A 19005-nucleotide genomic window follows, 5' to 3' on the forward strand; every position below is an offset into this window, starting at 1 on the left:
GCCCCGGAGAGGGAGGGCGCGGCGCTTCCCTGGCCACTACTCTCGAGGGTGGGCCGCACCGCGCTGTGCCCGCATCGCATCCACCCGCCGGCACGGCACCCGCACCGGGTTGCACCGGCACCACTGACGACCGACAGCAGCACCAGGGGGACATCGCACGTGAGGCGCCGACAGGACAGCGAGCCGGACCGTGACGTGCCCCCCGGAGTGACGGACCTGCGCACCGCTGACGCCTCCCCCCTCGGCGCCCACGCCGAACACGAGGACGGCGCCGACCTGCACCCCCACGAACAGAAGCGCCGCCACCACCTGGGTCGGCGCGGAGTGCACGGCCTGACCCGGCCCGAGGACCACGTCCTGGCCGGACGCGGACTGGACGGGGCCGACGTCGTGGTCCGTGAAGAGGCCGGACTGACCAACCGTCAGCCCAAGGACACCTCCCGCTCGATCTGGAAGATCCTGCGGGTGCACGTGCTGACCCTGTTCAACCTGGCGATCGGTGCCTGCGCGGTGGCGATCATCGTGCTGGGGCGCTGGTTCGATCTCGTGTTCTGCCTGGCCGCCGTGGCCAATGTGGTGATCGGCGTGATCCAGGAGCACTCGGCCAAGCGGAAGCTGGACCGGATCGCGCTGCTGCACCAGGACGCCGCACACGTGCTGCGGGACGGCGCCGAGACGGACGTGCGCCTGGAGGAGATCCTGCTGGACGACGCCGTGGTGCTGCGCCGCGGCGACCAGGTCCCGGCGGACGGGATCGTGCTGACCAGCGACGGACTGGACATCGACGAGTCCCTGCTCACCGGCGAGTCCGATCCGGTGGCCAAGTCCGTGGGGGACGGCGTGCTCTCCGGCTCGGCGGTCCTCTCCGGCTACGGCATCTTCCGGGTGACCGCCGTGGGCGCGGACTCCCATGCCTCCCAGCTGGCGATCGAGGCGCGCAAGTTCTCCAAGATCCACTCCGAGCTGCGCGGCGCCCTGGACACCGTGGCCAAGTGGCTGACCATCGCCCTGGTGCCGATCGTGGCGATCATCGTGCACGGTCAGGTCCAGGCCGTGGGCGGCTGGGCGTACGTGCTGGAGAACGACGCCTTCGAGCCCGCCGTGGTCGCCGCCGTCGCCTCCATCACCTCGATGATCCCGCAGGGACTGGCCCTGATGACCACCATCTCCTTCGCGGTGGCGGCCCTGAAGCTGGCGCAGGAGAAGGTGCTGATCCAGGAGCAGCCCGCCGTGGAGATCCTGGCCCGCGTGGACACCGTCTGCCTGGACAAGACCGGCACGCTGACCGAGGGCGGGATCGTCTTCGACACCGTCACCCCGGCCCGGCCCGGCGTGGTCATGGCCGCCGGTTCCGACGCCGCCGAGCCCGCCGAGCCCCAGCCCTGGCGGCAGGTGCTCGCCTGGTTCGGCGCGGACCCCAATGCCAACCCCACCACGCTGGCCCTGCGTGAGGCCTTCACCCAGCGTCCCGCTGAGCGCTCCAAGGCGCAGGTGGCCTTCTCCTCCGCCCGTCGGTGGAGCGCGGTCGCCTTCGGCACCCCCACCTCTCCAGGCCTTCCCGACGACGGCCCGTCACCTTCCGCTGCCACGTCCGGTTCCGCCGTCCCCTCCGCTCCTGCGTCAGCCCCAGCGGACAGTCTCCGAGGCGCCTGGGTGCTCGCCGCACCCGAAGTGGTGTTGGACGCCGCAGGCGATCACCTGGATCCGGACCACCTGCAGCGGCTCGAGCGGCAGTGCCAGTCCAGCGCGTCCCAGGGACTGCGCACCATGGTGCTGGCCCGCTCCCTCTCTCCCGCCGCCGTCGGGAATGCTGTGGCTGCAGGGGCTGCAGGGGCCACGGAGGAGGCAGAGCGCGCTGTGCAGGGGCCGTCCCTGTGGTTCGGCGAGGGTGAGGACCTGCCCGCAGCGCTGATGCCGGAGGCCGTGCTGACCTTCCGGGAGAACGTGCGCAGTGACGCGCACGAGACCCTGGAGTTCTTCCGCGAACAGGGCGTGGCGCTGAAGGTCATCTCCGGGGACAACCCGCGCACCGTGGCCGCCGTGGCCCGCGAGGTCGGGATGGAGCTGGTGGGCGACGGCTATGACGCGCGGCGACTGCCCGAGGACCCCGAGGAGCTGGCCCGGGTGCTGGAGGAGCACTCGGTGTTCGGGCGAGTCTCCCCGGACCAGAAGAAGTCGATGGTGCAGGCGCTGCAGTCCCGCGGGCACGTGGTGGCGATGACCGGCGACGGCATCAACGACGCCCTGGCGCTGAAGACCGCGGACCTGGGGATCGCCATGGGCAACGGAGCGCCGGCCACCAAGGCGGTGTCCCGGATCGTGCTGCTGGACGGGAAGTTCGCGCGGCTGCCCTCCGTGCTGGCCGAGGGGCGCAAGGTGATCGCGAACATGGAGCGGCTGGCGCACATGTTCCTGACCAAGACCTCCTACGCCGTGCTGTTCGGCGTGGTGTTCTCCCTGTTCGCCTGGCAGTTCCCGCTGCTGCCGAGGCAGGCCTCCACCGTGGACTTCCTGATGATCGGGCTGCCCACGTTCTTCCTGGCCCTGATGCCCAACCCGCGGCGGTATGTGCCCGGGTTCCTGGGCCGGGCCCTGACGTTCGCCATCCCCTCCGGTGTGGTGATCCTGCTGGGCATGCTCGCGGTGAACGCCTTCGCGCGGTGGTTCGTGGAGGATCCGGCGGCGGTGTCCGTGCAGCAGATCCAGACCTCCTCGGTGATGACGCTGACCCTGATGGGCCTGTGGGTGCTGAACCTGATCTCGCGTCCGCTCAACCGGTGGAAGCTGCTGTTGATCGGGTCCATGCACGTGCTGCTGTTCCTGGTGCTGACCGTGCCGATCTCCCAGCAGTTCCACCAGTTCGAGCTGCCGCCGCTGGACCTGGGGCTGGCCGCCGTGGCGATCGGTGCCGTGGCCTGCCTGCTGCTGGAGGGCATCCACCGCTGGCACCACGCCCGGCTGAGCCTGGCCCCGGAGGACCCGCGGCCCGCAGCGTGAGTCCCGGTGGGAGTCCCGGGGCGAGTCCCCGTCGGATGGCCGGACGACTACGGGTCCGGGGTGAACGCCTCGGCAAGCCGCAGTCGTTCTGCGTCGGCGCGCGGCAGCTGCTCCACCACCAGGTCCCACGAGTCCTCGATCATCTCCCGGACCAGGTCCAGGGCGGCGTCCCGCGCGGCCCCGTCCATCTCGCCGAGCAGGTCCAGGCGGACGGTGTTCCAGTGCTTCTTGGACATGTGCCAGCCGGGCTCGACGAACTCGTGCGCTGCCCGCAGGCGGACAGCCAGCTCCGGGTCACACTTGAGGTGCAGACGGTGCTCGGAGATCAACGCGAACATCCGGGCCGGCCCCTGCGGCCGCCCTCGCACCTTAACACCGGAGTGCGGGGGTCGAAGGGCCAGTCCAACCAGGCCCCTGTCTGGTCTGCGCAGACCTGCCAAGCCCAGTCCGACCCTCGGGCCCACGCCAGCTGCTCCCCGCCTGCACTGTCCGCTCTGTCTGCACCGTTCACCCCGACAGTCTGGCACTCTGATCCCCTGGACCACAGCCTCTCCGACAAGGCCGCCGCACCACGGAAGCGGTGAAGGACGGAGCCACCACCACGGCCCCCGCCGCCCAGACCGTGGCCGGGGTGCCCTGGGGGATGGTGCTCATCTGGTTCTGCCTGCTGGGCTGCGCGGCGCTGGTCCTGTGGAACCTCCTGCAGGCCCTGGTCCCGAACGGGTCCTCCACCGGATCCGGCAGGGGTTCAGACCGCGCCGACCGTTGGAAGGCCCGCGGCAAGGCCCTGGGCCAAGCAGTCGTGTTCTCCGCGCTCACCGTAGTCTTCGGCACCTATGGGTTCGGCGGCAGCAGCTACTCCACCGAGTCCACCCAGTCGCTGACCGCCACCCTGATGGCCCACTCGCTGGGCGTCGTCGTGCCCTGTCCCAGGCACAGCCGTTCGGCGAGATCGCCCTCGGGGCGCTGGGGATCGGCCTGATGCGCTATGGCGCTTACCAGATCGTGCGCAGCCGCTACGACGTGATGTGAAGCACGAGTTCCCTGGGCGTTCGCTGGGAACAAGTTGACCGGCGGCGGCATCCGGAGAAGACTCAACAGAGGACACCCCACAGGCGGAGTCCCCCTGAGTCCCCGCCACGATTAGGAGACACACCATGCGACTGATCACCCTCGGCATCGGCGCCGCGCTCGGCTACCTGCTGGGCAGCCAGGAAGGCCGCCGCAACCTGGAGAAGATGAGCAACAACGCCAAGAGCTTCTGGCAGGACCCCAAGACGCAGCAGAAGGTCCATGAGGCCACAGAGACCATGAAGACCAAGGCCCCCTTGGTGGCGGACAAGGTCTCCACCACCGCGAAGGATGTGACGGACAAAGTGACGGACAAGGTCAACGAGGTCAAGGACGGCTCCGAGAAGGACGCCGGCGACGCAGATCCGACCAAGGGCAACGTCACGGCCGGCTCAGAGAAGACCACCGCAGGCAAGGACGCTGTGTCCGACCCCTCGCAGTCCCTCGAGAACGAGGGCGGCGGACTCACCCGCTACTGAGCCACGGCTCCCCGTGGGCCACGCGCCCGCCCGGTGAGCCCCCGCTCACCTCTCACGATGACGGCACCCCAGGTTCCCTGCGCAGGGAACCTGGGGTGCCGTCGTCGGGGGCCCTTCCGGAGCCCCTCCGGAACGGGCCGTGTCCGCTCAGCCCACCGGCCTGCGGTTCCTCAGGGCGAACCGGGCGCCGTAGTGGTTCTCCGGCAAGTGGTCACCCTTGCCGAAGAGCTTGTTGCGCATGGTGCCCTCGCGGTACTCGGTCTTGTAGCGGCCGAGCTTCTGCAGCTCCGGCACCACGTACTCCACGATGTCCTCAAAGGTGCCCGGGGTGATGTGGTAGGCCAGGTTGAAGCCGTCGATGTCGGTCTCGTCCTGGATCTCGGCCAGGCGGCGAGCCACAGTTTCACCGGAGCCGATGATCACCGGGCCGAAGCCGCCCACACCGCACCACTCGGCGATGCGACGCACGGTCCAGGGGTTCTCGTCGTCGCCGGATGCCTTCTTGAAGGTCTCGATGGTCGACTGGATCGCGTTGGACTCCACGTCGCCCAGCGGCTCATCCAGGTCGAACTGAGACAGGTCGATGCCCATCCAGCCGCTCATCAGCACCAGGCCGCCCTCGACGTCGGTGTAGCTGGCCAGCTCTTCGTACTTGGCCTGCGCCTCCTCGTCGGTGGCACCGGTGACGATGGTCTGCATGGACATGATCCGGATGTCGTACGGGTCGCGACCTGCCTCCACCGCAGCCTGGCGCAGCTTGGTGGTGGTGGCCTTGATCAGGTCCGGGGTCGGCGGGTTGATGAACACGGCCTCAGCGTGCTTGCCGGCGAAGGCGCGGCCACGGGTGGAGGCACCGGCCTGGTAGATCACCGGGGTGCGCTGCTTGCTGGGCTCGGTGAAGGCAATGCCGGGGGTCTTGAAGTACTTGCCCTCGTGCTCGATGCGGTGGACCTTGGTCGGGTCAATGAAGACACCGTTCTCACGGTCCTCGACGACGGCGTCGTCCTCCCAGGAGCCCTCGAGCAGCTTATAGACCACATCGAGGTACTCGTCGGCGTGGTTGTAGCGCTCGTCGTGCTCCATCTGGTCGTCGTGACCGAAGTTGCGGGCTGCCGAGGGCAGGTAGCCGGTCACCACGTTCCAGCCCACGCGGCCCTCGGTGAGGTGGTCCAGCGTGGCCAGACGGCGGGCGAAGGAGTAAGGGTGCTCGTAGGCGGTTCCGGCGGTGACGCCGAAGGTGAGGTTCTCGGTGACGGCGGCCATCGGTGGCACCACGAGGATCGGGTCATTGGTGGGCACCTGGGTGCCGGCCTTTAGAGTCGCCTCGTCCGAGTTGCCGTAGACGTCATAGGGACCGAGCACGTCGGCGATGAACAGTCCATCGAATAGGCCACGCTCCAGGGTCTGGGCCAGGTTGGTCCAGTAGCCCAGGGTGTTGTAGGTGCGCGACTTGTCCTCCGGGTGACGCCACAGACCCGGTGACTGGTGGGCCACGCAGTTCATGTCGAAGGCGTTGAAGAGGATCTCCCGCTGACCGGAGGCGGTGGTGGGGAAAGTGGATTCAGGCACGATGATGCTCCTTCCATCGGTCCTGGCAGTAGCACCGATCCGTCCATGCGGGGGTTGCTGCGGCGTCAACGATCCAGGTCTCTCGGCCGCTCGTGATGGGTACGTGGTTCATTCGAGCACACCGCGGGCACCGGGTCGAACCAAGTGTCGTCCCATGACAGGTGCCTCAGGTGAACTCCCTTCATGAGCCGACGGGAAGTGGTTCCACTTCAGTCTGCTCCCGGGGGCGTTCAGTGGCTGCTGCGGAGTACTCAACGAACGCGCCGCGGTATGTTGCTCCGGGGTGGCCCTCGGGCAAACGGTCGCCTTGTCCGGTGAGCTTCTGGCGCAGTGTGCCCGGCGCGTACTCAACTTGCGCAAGCCCCCGGCGTCTCAGTTCGGGCAGTAGCCCCTGGATGATGTCGGTATATGTGCCGGGCAGAGTGGAATTGATGATGTTGATGCCATCGATGCCTGCGTCTTGCCACTGTTCCAAGACATCGGCGATCTGCTCGGGTGTTCCGGCCAGTCGGTTGTTGATGGACCGGTAGCGCACGAAGTCCTCCAGTGTGGGGTCCTCGGTATTCGCCGCACGGCGGACAGCCGCCAAGTGTCCTTGGCCGCCCTCGGTGGTGAGGTCCTTCATTTTGGTGTCCAAGGGGAGCCCGCCGAAGTCCACTCCGAGGTTTCCTCCTATGTGGCTCAACAGGGAGTCCATGTCCAGAGTCTGCTCCAGGTCATCACTCTTGCGCTGCACTTCTGCCTCCGTGGACCCCACGATGATGTGGAAGCCTTGGAGGAACTTGATGCTGTCGCGCGCGCGGCCTAAGGATTCGGCACGGTCCCGCACCTTGGCGGTGTACTCGGCCGCATGGGAAGGATCCACCAGCGCCGTGAACGTGGCTTCGGCGTGTGTGGCACAGAACTCCTGGCCTCGCGGGGAGGCTCCAGCCTGAAACAGTAGAGGGGTCCGCTGCGGGGAAGGGCTGGACAGGTGCGGCCCTTCGACAGAGTAGCGAACACCCTGGTGGTGGATCTTGGCAACCCGCTCTGGGTCGGAGAAGACACTTCCGGCCTTGTCCTGCAGCAGTGCCCCGTCGTCCCAGGATCCTTCCCAGAGCTTGTAGACCACGTCCATGTATTCATCAGCCCAGGCGTAGCGGTCATCGTGCTTCTCCAGACCAGCTGCACCGAAGTTCCGATGGGAGTTTTCCAGGGCCGACGTCACAATGTTCCATCCCACCCGGCCGCCGGAAAGATGGTCCAAGGTCGACATCTGACGGGCGAACTGGAAGGGGTGGGACTGGATGATCGAGCTGGTGGCGGCCAGGCCGATGTTCTCCGTCGTCGCCGCCAGCGCAGAGAGCAGCACGACCGGGTCGTTCGAGGGAATCTGCAGTCCATGGCGCAGGTGCTCAGCCCATCCGCCGTCGTGATTCCCATAGAGGCCGACGACGTCGGCGAAGAACATTGCGTCAAACTTGGCGTCTTCAAGTTCCCGCGCCAGCTCCTGCCACATGCTCAGCTCATTGAATCGGTGCTGTTGGGCTTCCGGGCGTCGCCACTGGCCGCCCTGGATGTGGCTGCCAGTATTCATGAGGAAAGCGTTGATGATCAGTCGCGGGCGAGTCCCCTGTGCACCGCCTGTGGCGGTAGTGGAGTGGTTCGTCATGAGCTGTGTCCTCCTAGTGGACCGGGGTGAGCTCGCGCAGCAGGTTCCCGGGGTTCGCTGCTAGCAGCGCCTGGGTGTAGTGCTCGCGAGGAGAGTCAAAGATCTCGCGCACGGTTCCGCTCTCCACAAGGCGGCCGGCCTGCATGACACCGACGCGGTCGGAGATCTGCTCCACGATGTGCAGGTCGTGGGAGATGAAGATGTACGTCAAGCCCAAATCACGCTGCAGCGCATCAAGTAGGTCCAGGACCTGCGCTTGGGTGAGTACGTCCAGAGCCGAGAGCGCTTCATCCAACACGATGGTGCGGGCACCCAGAACCAGGGCTCGAGCGATTGCGACGCGTTGACGCTGCCCTCCGGAGAGTTCAGCCGGCCGAGCGGCTGCCACCCGAGGAGGCAGGTTGACCTGCTCCAGGAGTTCGGCGACCTTCGCCTTGCGTTCCGCGCGGGTGCCGATCCGATGGTTGTCCAGGGGTTCGGAGACGATCTTCTCGATGCTCATCCGAGGGTCGAGCGCAGAATCGGGGTTCTGGTAGACCAACTGCAGGTCTTTCCAGAGGTCACGCCGCTGCCGACCTGTCAGGTCGCTGACGTCCTGACCGTGGACGTGCACGGTTCCCGCGTCCTGGTGCAGCAGTCGCAAGATCAGTCGTGCCGTGGTGGACTTGCCCGAGCCGGACTCTCCCACCAAAGAGAAAGTCGTTCCCGCGGGCACCGAGAAGGACACATCGTCGACGGCGCGCCGTGCCGCCTCGCCCGTGCCGAAGACCTTGGTCAGTCCGTGGACTTCCACAGCGGGCAACAGCTGAGCCTCCAGATCCGGCACCGGATCCTTGATCCCGGCGGCGGCCAGAGCGCGCTCCAGGAGATCATCGGCCGGTGTGCGCTGCCCTGCAGCATCAACGAGCAGCTTGGTGTACTCATGCTGCGGGTCGGTCGCGATGGCCCGGACATCACGGTCCTCCACAATGCGACCGTTTTGCAACACCACAATTCGGCTGGCATGGTCCGTGGCCAGCGCCAGATCATGAGTCACGAACAGCACCGCTGTACCGGTCTGTTTGGCCAACCGGTCAAAGACCTCCAGCACACGCTTCTGCACGGTGACGTCGAGGGCCGAGGTCGGCTCATCGGCAATCAGCAGATCGGGCTTGAGCGCGAAGGCCATGGCGATCAGCACACGCTGCTTCAGTCCGCCCGACAGCTCGTGGGGGAACTGACGCAGGCGCTGCTCAGGACGGTCGATGCCCACCAAGTCCAGCAGGCGTGCAGCTTCGGCAAGCTGGGATTCCTTGGATCGCAGCTCCTTCTGCGGGTGAATGCGAAACACCTCGGTGAGTTGATATCCGATGGTGCGGACCGGGTCGAGCGAGGCCCCAGGGTCCTGAGGCACCAACCCGATCCTGGTTCCCCGGACCCTGCGGAACTCCGCAGTGGAGGCGTTCACCAGGTCTTGACCGTCGAAGGTCAGAGTGCCGCCGGTGACACGACCGCTACCCGAGAGCAGCCCAATGATGGCCTTGGTCAGGGTGGACTTTCCGGACCCAGACTCGCCGACCAAGGCGACGACCTCGCCGGGGCGGATCGTTAGGTCGACTCCGTCCAGGGCGGGCGAGCTGTCCCCGTAGGTGACCTGAAGGTTTTGGATATCGACAAGAACTGGGGCGGAATCCGCCGTCGTGTGTGCGGGACTGTTTGTGTGGATGGTCATGAGAGTCTCCTAGAACCGCAGCAGCTTCTGTACGCGTCGTCCGAAGATGCCCAGCAGGACGACGGTGAGGACAATGACAAGACCGGGCAGTGTGGTCATCCACCAGGCGGCACCCAAGTATTGGCGCCCCTCGGCGATGATCAGTCCCCATTCCGGGGTGGGTGGCGGGGCGCCGAAGCCCAGGAATCCGAGGCTGGAGATCGCCAGGATGGCGACGCCGAAGTCGACGACCAGCAGGGACAGGATCTGCCCGGCCGCGTTCGGCACGACATGTCGACGCGCCACAGACCAGGCGTTGCCGCCGTTGAGGTGTGCCGCTTCGACGTAGTCCAAGGCACGGATGCGCATGACCTCGGTGCGGGTCAGCCGGGCAAAGGTCGCGATCGACCCGATACCGACGCCGATGCCCAAGGAGATCGGTCCAGGCTCGCTGGCGGTGACGATGATCAGCGCGATGAGGAAGGACGGGATGGCCAACAGCACGTCGATCAGGCGCATGATGACCGGGTCCACCCAGCGGCCCAGCGTTGCCGATGCCAATCCGAGCGCACTGCCGACCACGAGCCCGACCAAGACAGCCAACCCGGCGGTCAAGAAAGTCTGCGAGGTCCCGTAGACCACTCGAGCGAAGACATCTCGGCCCAGGTGGTCGGTGCCAAACCAATGCTCACCCGAGGGGCCCTGCATCACCTGCGTGGCGATGCCGTTCAACGGATCCTGCGAGGTGAAGACCCCCGGAAAGAACGCAAAGCCCAGAATCAGCAGCAGCGGCAGACCGGACAACAGCAGTGGCCAGTCCACGCGGCGCCGACGGCGAGCGCGGGCCGGTGCCAGATCGTTGGCATCATGGGGTCCAGCAGCGGGCCCAGCGGTTGGGCCGGGCTGGTGAGCGACCACATCTTCTACGATTGCCAGTGCCATTACCGTGTCCTTCCCGCAGCAGCCGGATGAGCCTTCAAGACCCGGGGGTCCAGTAGCGGGTGCAGCAGATCGACAATGAGGCTGAAGACCACGAACGCTGTGGCCGTGATCAGGACCAGCCCTTGGACCAGGGGGATGTCCTGGGCGGTGACGCCCTGGAGGACGATCTGGCCCAGCCCGGAGCGGGAGAACACCGTCTCGGTAATGACCGATCCGGCCAGCAGCGCACCGACGGCCATCGCCATGACGGTGAAGGCTGGCGCGACCGAGTTCTTGAGGATGTGCGCGAAGAAGATCCGCGTTTCTGAGGCACCCTTGGCTCGCAGCACGTCGACGAAGGGCTGGGCGTAGGTCTGCTCGATCGCCTTGAACAGCACCTGCGCGATCGGTGCGGAGACGTAAGCACCCAACAGCACCACCGGAACCGTCAGCGAGAGGAACGATCCATCAGGGAATATCGACATCACGCCCAGCTGGAACGAGAGGACCTGCAACGCGATCAGACCGACCCAGAACACCGGGACCGAGGAGAACAACGGCGGCAAAGCCTCCAGCACGGCACGCACCCAGCGCACCTTCACCAAGCTCGCCACACTCACCAAGACAAAGGAGAGGACGACGGCGAAGACGAACGCCCAGCCCGCCAATTCCAGGGTGGAACCGATGACGCCGCCAATGCGTTCGACCACCGTTTGCCCGGCGCTCAAGGCATAGCCGAAGTCACCGACGAACAGTCCGGCCAGCTGGCCAAGGTACTGCACGATCAGTGGCTGGTCGTAGCCGTACTGCGCTTGCATCGCGGCCACCACCGCCGGATCCGGGGCAGCGTCAGCTGAGAGGAAAATCGTCACCGGGTCGCTGGGCAGCAGCTGCACCGACAGGAACACGACGGTGTAGGCCAGCCAGATCACGATCAGCGCCTGGCCGACACGACCGAGGGCATACCGTGCCATCTGCTTACTCTCCTTCCTTCCAGGCACCCTGGAAGATCGGAGCCGCACCGGTGGTGAACTCCACATGCGTGCCCGAGTGAGCGCCATAGACCTGAACTTCGTCCCACAGCACGATGGCGTGGGCCTGCTCGTTGACGATGTAGTCCTGCTGCTCGGCAAGGATCTCGTTGCGGGCGTCCTCGTCGGCCTCGGCGTTAGCGCGGTCCACCAGCTCGTCGAACTCGGGATCGTCGGCCAAGGTCAGGGTTCCACCGGAGCCGTAGAGCGGACCGAGCCCGCCGTAGCTGAAGGCGCGGGTGCCATAGAGCGGCACCGTCTCGTCGGTCTGGGCCTGCAAGAAGAAGGTGTTGTCACCGGCGCGGCTGGTCAACTTCACACCGAGCTCCGCCCACTGCTGGACCATCAGGTCGAACACTGGCTTGATGACCACCGAGTTCGAGCTGGCGGAAACCGTCAGCTCCAGTCGCTGGCCGTCCTTCTCACGGATACCGTCCGAGCCGACAGTCCACCCGGCTTCATCAAGCAGTTCCTTGGCCCGCTCTGGGTCGTAGGCGAAGTCCTCCGAGAGGTCCACGAAGCCCGGGGCACCGTGGTTCAAGATCGATCCGGAGAGCTGGTAGCTGTCCGAGAGCACGGTCTGCTTGATGGCTTCGCGGTTGGTACCGATCTGCAGGGCCTGACGCACGCGTGCGTCGGAGACTTCCTCATTCTCGAAGCGGACGGCCATGTGGTTGGAGGACAGGTCCGTCCCGGGTGCTGCATAGACGCTGTGGCCAGCGGCTTCCAGGGTGGCTTCGTCCACCGGCTGGATGCCGCGCACCAGGTCCGCCTGACCCGTCGAGACGGAGCCGGCACGGTGGCCGACCTCGGGCAGGTAGCGCAGCGTGAAGCCGTCCAGATAGGGCGCACCCTGGTTCTCCGCGGTCTCGGGAGCCCAGGCGTAGTCCTCACGGGCGGTGAAGACGATCTCCTGATCGGGCACCTGCGATTCGAAGGTGAAAGGACCGGACCCGATGACCTGGGCAATGTCGTTCTGACCGGCATTGTCGAGTTCGAAGACCGAGGGTGCAACCAAGCCGCTGGTCACCGAGGAGGTGGCGCGGACGAAGTTCGCGTTGGGCTCGGAGAGGGTCACGGTGACCTGATCGTCGCCGGTAACCTCTGCCGAGACGAAGTTCTTGTAGTCCTGGTTGGGCTGGATCTGCGCGTCAGTGATGCCCTCGCCAAAGACCTGGAGATTCCGTGCCACGGCCTCTGCGTCCAGAGGAGTGCCGTCAGAGAAGGTCACGCCCTCGCGAATGGTGAAGGTCCACTCGGTCAGGTCGTCATTGGGCGACCAATCCGTGGCGATCCACGGCACCAGTGTCTCGGTCTCGGCGTCGTAGTAGGTCAGGCGGTCCAGCACCGAATTCAGCACGTTCGCCTGGCGGTAGTCGGTAGCCGACTGGGTCTGCCAGCGCGGTGCGGGCACGACGTCGGCAAATACCAGGTGGCCGCCTTCGACCGGCTCACCCGAGGCGGCAGCGGACTCAGGGCCAGTGGTGGGGTTCTGTGCTTGGGCACCGTTTCCGCAGGCGGAGAGGGTCAGGGCGATGGCGACCAGGCCGACGGTGAAGGCTCCGCGCTGGCGAGATCCCGGGCTGCGAGTGATGATCTTGCTCATGTGATGCTCCTCGGTTCATGACCTCGGAAGCCCACACAACGTCTTGGCGAAGAGCCCGCGAGCGCGTCCCGTCAGGGCTCTTCCGTGGGATCGTCGCGTGACTGCTCCATCGGTCCTGGCGGTAGCACCCTGGCCCCGTAATGGGCGGGTTGCTGCGGCGTCATCGAGCCAGATCTCTCGGCCGCTCTGGATGGGTGGTCACAACTTAGCACCCTGATGCCCGGGTCGCGCCAGCTCCGAAACGTCGCTCAAGTCACACATCGTCATGAATCCGCCCACCACCGCCCCCTCACCGCCTGCTCACATGGGCTGACGATTTCGTCCCCGTCTCGACCGACAATTCGTCCAGACTTTCCGCGACATCTCCCGTGACCGCGCATGACGCCAACAGGCCCGCAGAAATTGACAGTTCCGCGCAAAATCAGGCCTACTGGAAAGACGAACCATCCAGAGCGGCTGAGAGATCTGGCTCCGTGACGCCGCAGCAACCCCCCACTCACCCCGTGGGCGAGGGTGCTACCGCCAGGACCGATGGAGTGTGATTCACCATGACCGCAGTCACCACTGCCCCCTCCCTGTCCAGCCCGGCCTCCTCCGCCGCTCCCGGACAGTCCACCGCTCACGACGACGGCGCCCGCACCTCAGCGGGTGCGTCCAGCAGCCTTCCGGTCACCTTCCGTGGAGTGGGCCGGTCCTTCCCCGTGGACGGTGGGACGCGGACCGTCCTGCGTGACGTGGGCCTGACGGTCGCCCCCGGCGAGATCCTGGCGATCGTCGGCGCCTCCGGCTGCGGCAAGTCCACGCTGCTGCGTGCGGCGGCAGGACTGGACCAGGGGTTCTCCGGCAGCGTGCTGATCGGCGAGGAGCCGGTCCGTCCGCATGACCACCGCACGGCCATGGGCTTTCAGGAGCCGCGCCTGATGCCGTGGCGCACCATCCACCAGAACGTCGCCCTGGGGCTGCCCTCCCGGACCAGCCGCAGTGCCGGTGCAGAGCAGGTGGACCGTCTGCTGGAGCTGGTGGGACTCTCGGCCGCAGCCGGACGCCGTCCCCGAGAGGTCTCCGGCGGCATGGCCCAGCGCGCATCCCTGGCCCGAGCACTGGCCCGGCGTCCTGGGGTGCTGCTGCTGGACGAGCCGTTCGGTGCGCTGGATGCCCTGACGCGGCTGAAGATGCAGGACCTGCTGCTGGACATCCACGCCCAGACCGGAACCACGGTCCTGCTGGTCACCCACGACGTGGACGAGGCCCTGCAGCTGGCCGACCGCATCCTGCTGCTGGGCGCGGATCCGTCCGACCCTGACCGTCCAGGGGCCACCACGCGGCAGGTGCTCACCGTCCCGGGCAGCCGCCCGCGCGACCGGGGCTCGGCCGAACTGGCCGCCCTGCGCTCCTCCCTGCTCGAGGGGCTCGGCGTGGACTCCCACCGACACTGACCCACTGACCTCGGCCCGCCTGCGGGCCAGGAGCCGGTCCACCCCCGGTGGACCTGGTCCCGACTGCGGCCTCACCTCATCACCCTGTCATGCTCGTCAGTTCTGACAGCACTGACACGTGGCACCATCTCGCGGTCATCGACCGTCTGACTCGACTCACCTGAACGCTTCGTCTCGAAAGGCCACTCATGCGCATCGCCCCCTCTGTCCCCACCCGACGAGCCGGTCGGCCCCGCCGCGCCCGCGCCCTGACCGGGCTGGCCGTCGTCGCCGTGTCCGCCCTGGCCCTGACCGGCTGCGTGGCCGGTGAGAACTCCGCGTCCGGCGGCACCGGCGCCGGAGGGGACGCCGGGGGCGGCTCCTCCGCGGACACGCTGTCCATCGACTTCGCCACCTACAACCCGCTCTCCCTCGTCATCAAGGAGAAGGGGTGGCTGGAGGAGGAACTGACGGACGAGGGCGTCGAGGTGGAATGGGTCCAGTCAGCCGGTTCGAACAAGGCCAATGAGGCCCTGCGCGCGGAGGCGATCGACATCGGCTCCACCGCTGGTTCGGCCGCGCTGCTGGCCCGCGCCAACGGCTCGCCCATCAAGACGATCAGCCTGTACTCCCAGCCCGAGTGGTCCGCCCTGGTGGTGCCCGCCGACTCGGAGATCACCGAGGTGTCCCAGCTCGAGGGCAAGAACGTGGCGGCCACCAAAGGCACTGACCCCTACTTCTTCCTCATCCAGGCGCTGGAAGAGGCCGGTGTGGATCCCGCCGACGTGACGGTGCAGAACCTGCAGCATGCCGACGGCCGCTCCGCGCTGGAGAACGGCTCCGTGGACGCCTGGTCCGGTCTGGATCCGATCATGGCCGGCGCCGAGCAGGCCGGGGCCACGCTGTTCTACCGCAACGTGGACTTCAACACCTACGGGTTCCTCAACGCCACCGAGTCGTTCCTGGAGGAGTCCCCCGAGCTGGCTCAGACCGTGGTGGACGTGTACGAGCAGGCCCGCACCTGGGCCCTGGAGAACCCCGAGGAGACCGCCCAGATCCTTGCCGATGTGGCCGGACTGGACCTCGAGGTGGCCACCACCGTGATCGAGGAACGCTCGAACCTCGACGTGGACCCAGTGCCCGGCCAGGCGCAGCTGGACGTGCTGGAGAAGGTCGGCCCGATCTTCGTGGAGACCGGCGATGTCCGCGACCAGGCCGCCGTCGACCAAGCTCTGGCCGAACTGCTTGAGCCCACCTACGCACAGAAGGCCCTCCAGTGACCGCCTCCACCCCCACCTCCACCCCGACGTCGACCCGGGCGCCACGCAGGGCCTCCCCCGAGACGGTCACCGGTGCGGCCACCGCATCCTCCGGTTCCGCGTCCAGCACCTCTGTGCGCCTGGGGTCCGCGCGCCCGGTGGTCCGCGCGGCGATCGGGCTGATCGTCCCGGCGATCCTCGTGGTGGCGTGGTGGGCCGCGACCGCAGCGGGGCTCTTCTCCCCTGTCCAGTTGCCCTCGCCCGCCTCGGTCTTCGAAGCCGGGACGGATCTGGCCACCCGCGGTGAGCTGCTGCATCACATCGCGATCTCCACGCAGCGGGTGATCCTGGGCTTCCTGGCCGGCGGCCTGCTCGGCTTGGCGGTGGGCTCCCTGCTCGGCCTCTCCCGCTGGGCCGATGCCCTGTTCTCTCCGCTGGTGGGGGCAGTCAGAGCGGTGCCGTCGCTGGCCTGGGTCCCCCTGTTGATCCTGTGGATGAAGATCGGCGAGGAGTCCAAGATCACCCTGATCGCCATCGGCGCGTTCTTCCCGGTGTTCACCACGGTCTACTACGCCCTGAAGCATGTGGACCCCCATCTGGTGGAGGCGGGCCGAGCCTTCGGATACCACGGGCTGCATCTGCTCCGCACGGTCCAGCTCCCTGCGGTCATCCCGGCGGTGTTCTCCGGCCTGCGGCTGGCCCTGGCCCAGGCCTGGCTGTTCCTGGTGGCCGCTGAGCTGATCGCCTCCTCCATGGGACTGGGCTTCCTGCTCACGGACTCGCAGAACAACGGCCGCACCGACCGGCTCATCCTGGCGATCATCCTGCTCGCCGTGCTCGGCAAGCTCTCGGACGCCCTGCTGGGCGTGGTGGAGCGGTGGGCCGTGCGCCGCTGGGCCTGACCCACGACCCCCACCATCGATCCCCGTCACCCATCACCGGGAGGAACCACCCATGCTCTCCACTTCCCATGACCGCTTCCCCCAGGCCCCTCGGGAGGACGCGTCGAAGACGCTGCGGGCCGCCGGCACCTGGACCGGGCGCCAGCAGACCCGGGTGGCGGTCCGAGACTTCACCTTCACCGTGGACGAGCCGGAGCGGATCGGCGGCCGCGATGAGGGGCCCACGCCCATGGAGTACCTCGCCGGCTCGGTGGGGGCGTGCATTACCGTGGTGATCGACCAGCTCGCGCAGCGGCACGGCCTGGAGCTCACCGGGGTGCACACCTACGCCCTCGCCCGCCAGGACCAGCGCGGACTGGCCGGAACCGCCGACGTCCAGCCCTACTTCCACACCTTCCGGCTCCAGGTCTGCATCGGCACTCCGCAGACCGATCCGGCCGTCCTGCGGCAGTTCGCCGCGGACGTCGAGCACTCCTGTCCGGCCGTCAACCTGCTCCGCGACGCGCACGTGGACCTGGAGGTCGCATGGTCCTTCGCGGAGCGCACCGTGGAGCACGACGCCGAGGCCGCCTGCAATTCCGCCTGCGGATACGAGCCGCAGCGGCTCCCCCAGGACGCGCCGGAGCCGGTCCTGACCCTGGTCAACGCCGATGCACCCTCCACCGGATCCACCGGGCCGACCGTCACGATCGGAGCGCGCGCATGACCGCCGTGGGACTGTGGACGATCGGCCTGGCCGTGGTCTACACCGCCTGGCTGGTGGTCGGGGGACGGATCGCCGTGCGCCGGCAGGAGACCGGCCAGGGCGGGTTCTTCGTGGGCGGACGCACCTTCAGCCCGTGGACGGTGGCGTTCTGCATCACCGGACTGTTCTCCGGATCCTCCTACATCGCGATCCTGGAGCTGAGCTACCGCACCGGGGTGTCCGCTGTCTGGTACGGGGTGGCCGAGACCGTCCAGGTGCTGCTGATCGCGCTGCTGCTGGTGAAGCCGCTGCGCGAGAAGCTCGTGGTCACGGTGACCGGGATCATCGGCGATCGGTTCGGCCGCGGCGCCAAGGCCATCGGCTCGATCATCACCGGCCTGACGTTCCCCATGTACTCCGTGGCCACCACCATCGCCTTCGCCTCGGCGCTGCACGTGGTCACCGGACTGTCCCTGCCGCTGGCCGTGGCCGCCACCGCCGTGGTGCTGCTGGCCTTCCTGACCACCGGCGGCATGCGGTCGGTGGCCTTCAGCCAGACCATGAACGTCCTGATGATCGGGCTGATGTTCGTGGTCGGCGTGTGGGCGCTGGCGGTCTCACCCGGAGCCGGGGGGATCGCCGCCTTCAGCGGCACGCGCCCGGAGATGTTCCAGCTGTCCAATGCGGGGGTCTCGCTGATCGTGGCCTGGTTCGGCACCTTCATCGTCAACGTCCCCCTGGCACAGGCGGCCTTCCAGATGTCCATGTCCGCCCGGACGCCGGAGGACGGCCAGCGAGGGCTGTACCGAGCCGCGGTCATGGGCATCCCCCTGATCCTGCTGGGCGTGTTCATCGGCGTGGCCGCGGCCATGGTGGTCCCCGGTGCGCCCCTGCCGCTCGTGGCGATCCCGGAGTACATCACCGGTGTGTTGCCCGCCTGGGCCGCCGGGGTGTTCTTCGTGGGCCTGTGGGCCTGCGCCCTGGGCTGGGCCGGGCCATGCCAGTTCTCCGGGGCCACGTCCCTGGGGCGCGACCTCGGCTCGGCCGTGAACCCCCGGGCAACCGAGGCGCAGCTGGTCCGCTACACGCGGTGGGCCCTGGTGGGCCTGACCGTGGTCATGGTCCTCTTCGCCCTGCTGCGCACCGAACAGTCGGCATGGTGGAACGTGATGGCCTGGACCCTGCGCAACGGGGCCACCTTCGCCCCCGTGATGGCCGCGTTCTTCTGGCCGCTGGCCACCCGGTCCGCCGCTATCACGGCCCTGCTGGCCGGATTCGGCGCCGGCCTGGGCTGGTACACCGCCTCCGGTTTCAGCCCCCAGCAGTTCTTCCTGGGCGTGCACCCGGTGTGGGTCGGGATGATCGCCAACCTCGCGGGACTGGTGGTGGTCACCCTCGTGCAGCGACGGTGGACGGTGGTGGGAGCCGGACGCCGTCGGCAGCGGGGCGTGACCGCCCTGATCGTCGCGGGCGCGCTGCTCGCGGCAACCGTGACCCTCTGGCCCTGGCTGGCCGGATTCGGACTGACCGGCCTCAGCCTGTTCCTGGTGGTGTTCGCGCTCTTCGTGGGTGCGGCCGCCCTGACCCGTCAGGTCACGTCCCCGCACCCCGCCGGAACCCCTCCCGAGCAAACGGAGGACCTGGCGCACCGAGACCACCACGGCCTCACCCCGGCCGCCGGAGGCCACCGGGACGGCGCCGCCAGGACCGATGGAATCGAGGTCTGAGC

Annotated in this window: 16 protein-coding genes and 3 riboswitches; of the genes, 9 read left to right on the plus strand and 7 right to left on the minus strand. The window is 67.6% G+C overall.

Annotated features, from left to right (window positions below):
- The first annotated feature begins 195 nt into the window (after window positions 1–195).
- Complete coding sequence (locus ACEXHE_RS08180) at window positions 196–2997, plus strand: HAD-IC family P-type ATPase (RefSeq protein WP_374785422.1); 2802 nt, start codon at window positions 196–198, stop codon at window positions 2995–2997.
- A 47-nt stretch (window positions 2998–3044) separates the two neighbouring features.
- Here the strand turns inward: ACEXHE_RS08180 and ACEXHE_RS08185 are convergent, their stop codons facing one another.
- A complete protein-coding gene (locus tag ACEXHE_RS08185; RefSeq protein ID WP_374785423.1) occupies window positions 3045–3335 on the minus strand; it encodes an MmcQ/YjbR family DNA-binding protein in 291 nt (96 codons plus the stop codon).
- Between the two features lie 242 nt (window positions 3336–3577).
- Between ACEXHE_RS08185 and ACEXHE_RS08190 the strand changes: the two genes are divergently transcribed.
- The 3 genes from ACEXHE_RS08190 (at window position 3578) to ACEXHE_RS08200 (ending at window position 4547) form a co-directional block, all read left to right on the plus strand.
- Window positions 3578–3979, plus strand: coding sequence for a hypothetical protein (locus ACEXHE_RS08190; RefSeq protein ID WP_374785454.1), 402 nt, complete (start codon window positions 3578–3580; stop codon window positions 3977–3979).
- Window positions 3970–4029, plus strand: a complete 60-nt coding sequence (locus ACEXHE_RS08195; protein ID WP_374785452.1) for a hypothetical protein — start codon at window positions 3970–3972, stop codon at window positions 4027–4029. Before ACEXHE_RS08190 ends, ACEXHE_RS08195 begins: the two co-directional genes overlap by 10 nt.
- Before the next feature lie 125 nt (window positions 4030–4154).
- Window positions 4155–4547, plus strand: a complete 393-nt coding sequence (locus tag ACEXHE_RS08200) for a YtxH domain-containing protein (protein ID WP_374785424.1) — start codon at window positions 4155–4157, stop codon at window positions 4545–4547.
- Between the two features lie 147 nt (window positions 4548–4694).
- On the opposite strand, the gene ACEXHE_RS08205 is transcribed toward ACEXHE_RS08200, so the two are convergent.
- The 6 genes from ACEXHE_RS08205 to ACEXHE_RS08230 form a co-directional block, all read right to left on the minus strand.
- Window positions 4695–6116: an LLM class flavin-dependent oxidoreductase gene (locus ACEXHE_RS08205; protein WP_374785425.1), complete on the minus strand. Its 1422-nt coding sequence runs from the start codon at window positions 6114–6116 to the stop codon at window positions 4695–4697.
- A gap of 10 nt (window positions 6117–6126) precedes the next feature.
- Window positions 6127–6218: riboswitch (SAM riboswitch) on the minus strand.
- Between the two features lie 79 nt (window positions 6219–6297).
- On the minus strand, window positions 6298–7692 hold the full coding sequence (locus ACEXHE_RS08210; RefSeq protein WP_245760719.1) for an LLM class flavin-dependent oxidoreductase: 1395 nt from the start codon (window positions 7690–7692) through the stop codon (window positions 6298–6300).
- Window positions 7693–7780: 88 nt separating this feature from the next.
- On the minus strand, window positions 7781–9478 hold the full coding sequence (locus tag ACEXHE_RS08215; RefSeq protein WP_374785426.1) for a dipeptide ABC transporter ATP-binding protein: 1698 nt from the start codon (window positions 9476–9478) through the stop codon (window positions 7781–7783).
- Window positions 9479–9487: 9 nt separating this feature from the next.
- Window positions 9488–10279, minus strand: coding sequence for an ABC transporter permease (locus ACEXHE_RS08220; RefSeq protein WP_374785427.1), 792 nt, complete (start codon window positions 10277–10279; stop codon window positions 9488–9490).
- 119 nt (window positions 10280–10398) lie between these two features.
- Window positions 10399–11352 carry an ABC transporter permease gene (locus ACEXHE_RS08225; protein WP_374785428.1) on the minus strand — a complete coding sequence of 318 codons (954 nt, stop codon included), beginning with the start codon at window positions 11350–11352 and terminating at the stop codon, window positions 10399–10401.
- Window positions 11353–11356: 4 nt separating this feature from the next.
- Window positions 11357–13015 carry an ABC transporter substrate-binding protein gene (locus ACEXHE_RS08230; protein WP_374785429.1) on the minus strand — a complete coding sequence of 553 codons (1659 nt, stop codon included), beginning with the start codon at window positions 13013–13015 and terminating at the stop codon, window positions 11357–11359.
- A gap of 104 nt (window positions 13016–13119) precedes the next feature.
- Window positions 13120–13212: riboswitch (SAM riboswitch) on the minus strand.
- 243 nt (window positions 13213–13455) lie between these two features.
- A riboswitch (SAM riboswitch) is annotated at window positions 13456–13553 on the plus strand.
- A gap of 10 nt (window positions 13554–13563) precedes the next feature.
- On the opposite strand from ACEXHE_RS08230, the gene ACEXHE_RS08235 reads away from it, so the two are divergent.
- The 5 genes from ACEXHE_RS08235 to ACEXHE_RS08255 all read left to right on the plus strand — a co-directional run bounded on the left by ACEXHE_RS08235 (window position 13564) and on the right by ACEXHE_RS08255 (window position 19003).
- Window positions 13564–14451, plus strand: a complete 888-nt coding sequence (locus ACEXHE_RS08235; RefSeq protein ID WP_374785430.1) for an ABC transporter ATP-binding protein — start codon at window positions 13564–13566, stop codon at window positions 14449–14451.
- A 188-nt stretch (window positions 14452–14639) separates the two neighbouring features.
- Complete coding sequence (locus ACEXHE_RS08240; protein WP_356969469.1) at window positions 14640–15710, plus strand: aliphatic sulfonate ABC transporter substrate-binding protein; 1071 nt, start codon at window positions 14640–14642, stop codon at window positions 15708–15710.
- A 113-nt stretch (window positions 15711–15823) separates the two neighbouring features.
- Window positions 15824–16591 carry an ABC transporter permease gene (locus ACEXHE_RS08245; protein ID WP_374785453.1) on the plus strand — a complete coding sequence of 256 codons (768 nt, stop codon included), beginning with the start codon at window positions 15824–15826 and terminating at the stop codon, window positions 16589–16591.
- Window positions 16592–16643: 52 nt separating this feature from the next.
- The gene (locus ACEXHE_RS08250; protein WP_374785431.1) at window positions 16644–17297 is read left to right on the plus strand and encodes an OsmC family protein; all 654 of its coding nucleotides are present in this window, start codon (window positions 16644–16646) and stop codon (window positions 17295–17297) included.
- A complete protein-coding gene (locus tag ACEXHE_RS08255) occupies window positions 17294–19003 on the plus strand; it encodes a sodium:solute symporter (protein ID WP_374785432.1) in 1710 nt (569 codons plus the stop codon). The genes ACEXHE_RS08250 and ACEXHE_RS08255 overlap by 4 nt, the downstream gene beginning before the upstream one ends.
- The last annotated feature ends 2 nt before the right edge of the window (window positions 19004–19005 follow it).

Source organism: Micrococcus sp. IITD107 (genome assembly GCF_041927415.1).
Classification (GTDB): Bacteria; Actinomycetota; Actinomycetes; order Actinomycetales; family Micrococcaceae; genus Citricoccus; species Citricoccus terreus.

What these genes read in the sequence shown, in the direction of transcription:
- ACEXHE_RS08185 (WP_374785423.1), bottom strand. Translation starts at nt 3,335, where the DNA reads ATGTTCGCGTTGATCTCCGAGCACCGTCTGCACCTCAAGTGTGACCCG.
- ACEXHE_RS08200 (WP_374785424.1), top strand. Translation starts at nt 4,155, where the DNA reads ATGCGACTGATCACCCTCGGCATCGGCGCCGCGCTCGGCTACCTGCTG.
- ACEXHE_RS08210 (WP_245760719.1), bottom strand. Translation starts at nt 7,692, where the DNA reads ATGAATACTGGCAGCCACATCCAGGGCGGCCAGTGGCGACGCCCGGAA.
- ACEXHE_RS08215 (WP_374785426.1), bottom strand. Translation starts at nt 9,478, where the DNA reads ATGACCATCCACACAAACAGTCCCGCACACACGACGGCGGATTCCGCC.
- ACEXHE_RS08225 (WP_374785428.1), bottom strand. Translation starts at nt 11,352, where the DNA reads ATGGCACGGTATGCCCTCGGTCGTGTCGGCCAGGCGCTGATCGTGATC.
- ACEXHE_RS08230 (WP_374785429.1), bottom strand. Translation starts at nt 13,015, where the DNA reads ATGAGCAAGATCATCACTCGCAGCCCGGGATCTCGCCAGCGCGGAGCC.
- ACEXHE_RS08235 (WP_374785430.1), top strand. Translation starts at nt 13,564, where the DNA reads ATGACCGCAGTCACCACTGCCCCCTCCCTGTCCAGCCCGGCCTCCTCC.
- ACEXHE_RS08240 (WP_356969469.1), top strand. Translation starts at nt 14,640, where the DNA reads ATGCGCATCGCCCCCTCTGTCCCCACCCGACGAGCCGGTCGGCCCCGC.
- ACEXHE_RS08250 (WP_374785431.1), top strand. Translation starts at nt 16,644, where the DNA reads ATGCTCTCCACTTCCCATGACCGCTTCCCCCAGGCCCCTCGGGAGGAC.
- ACEXHE_RS08255 (WP_374785432.1), top strand. Translation starts at nt 17,294, where the DNA reads ATGACCGCCGTGGGACTGTGGACGATCGGCCTGGCCGTGGTCTACACC.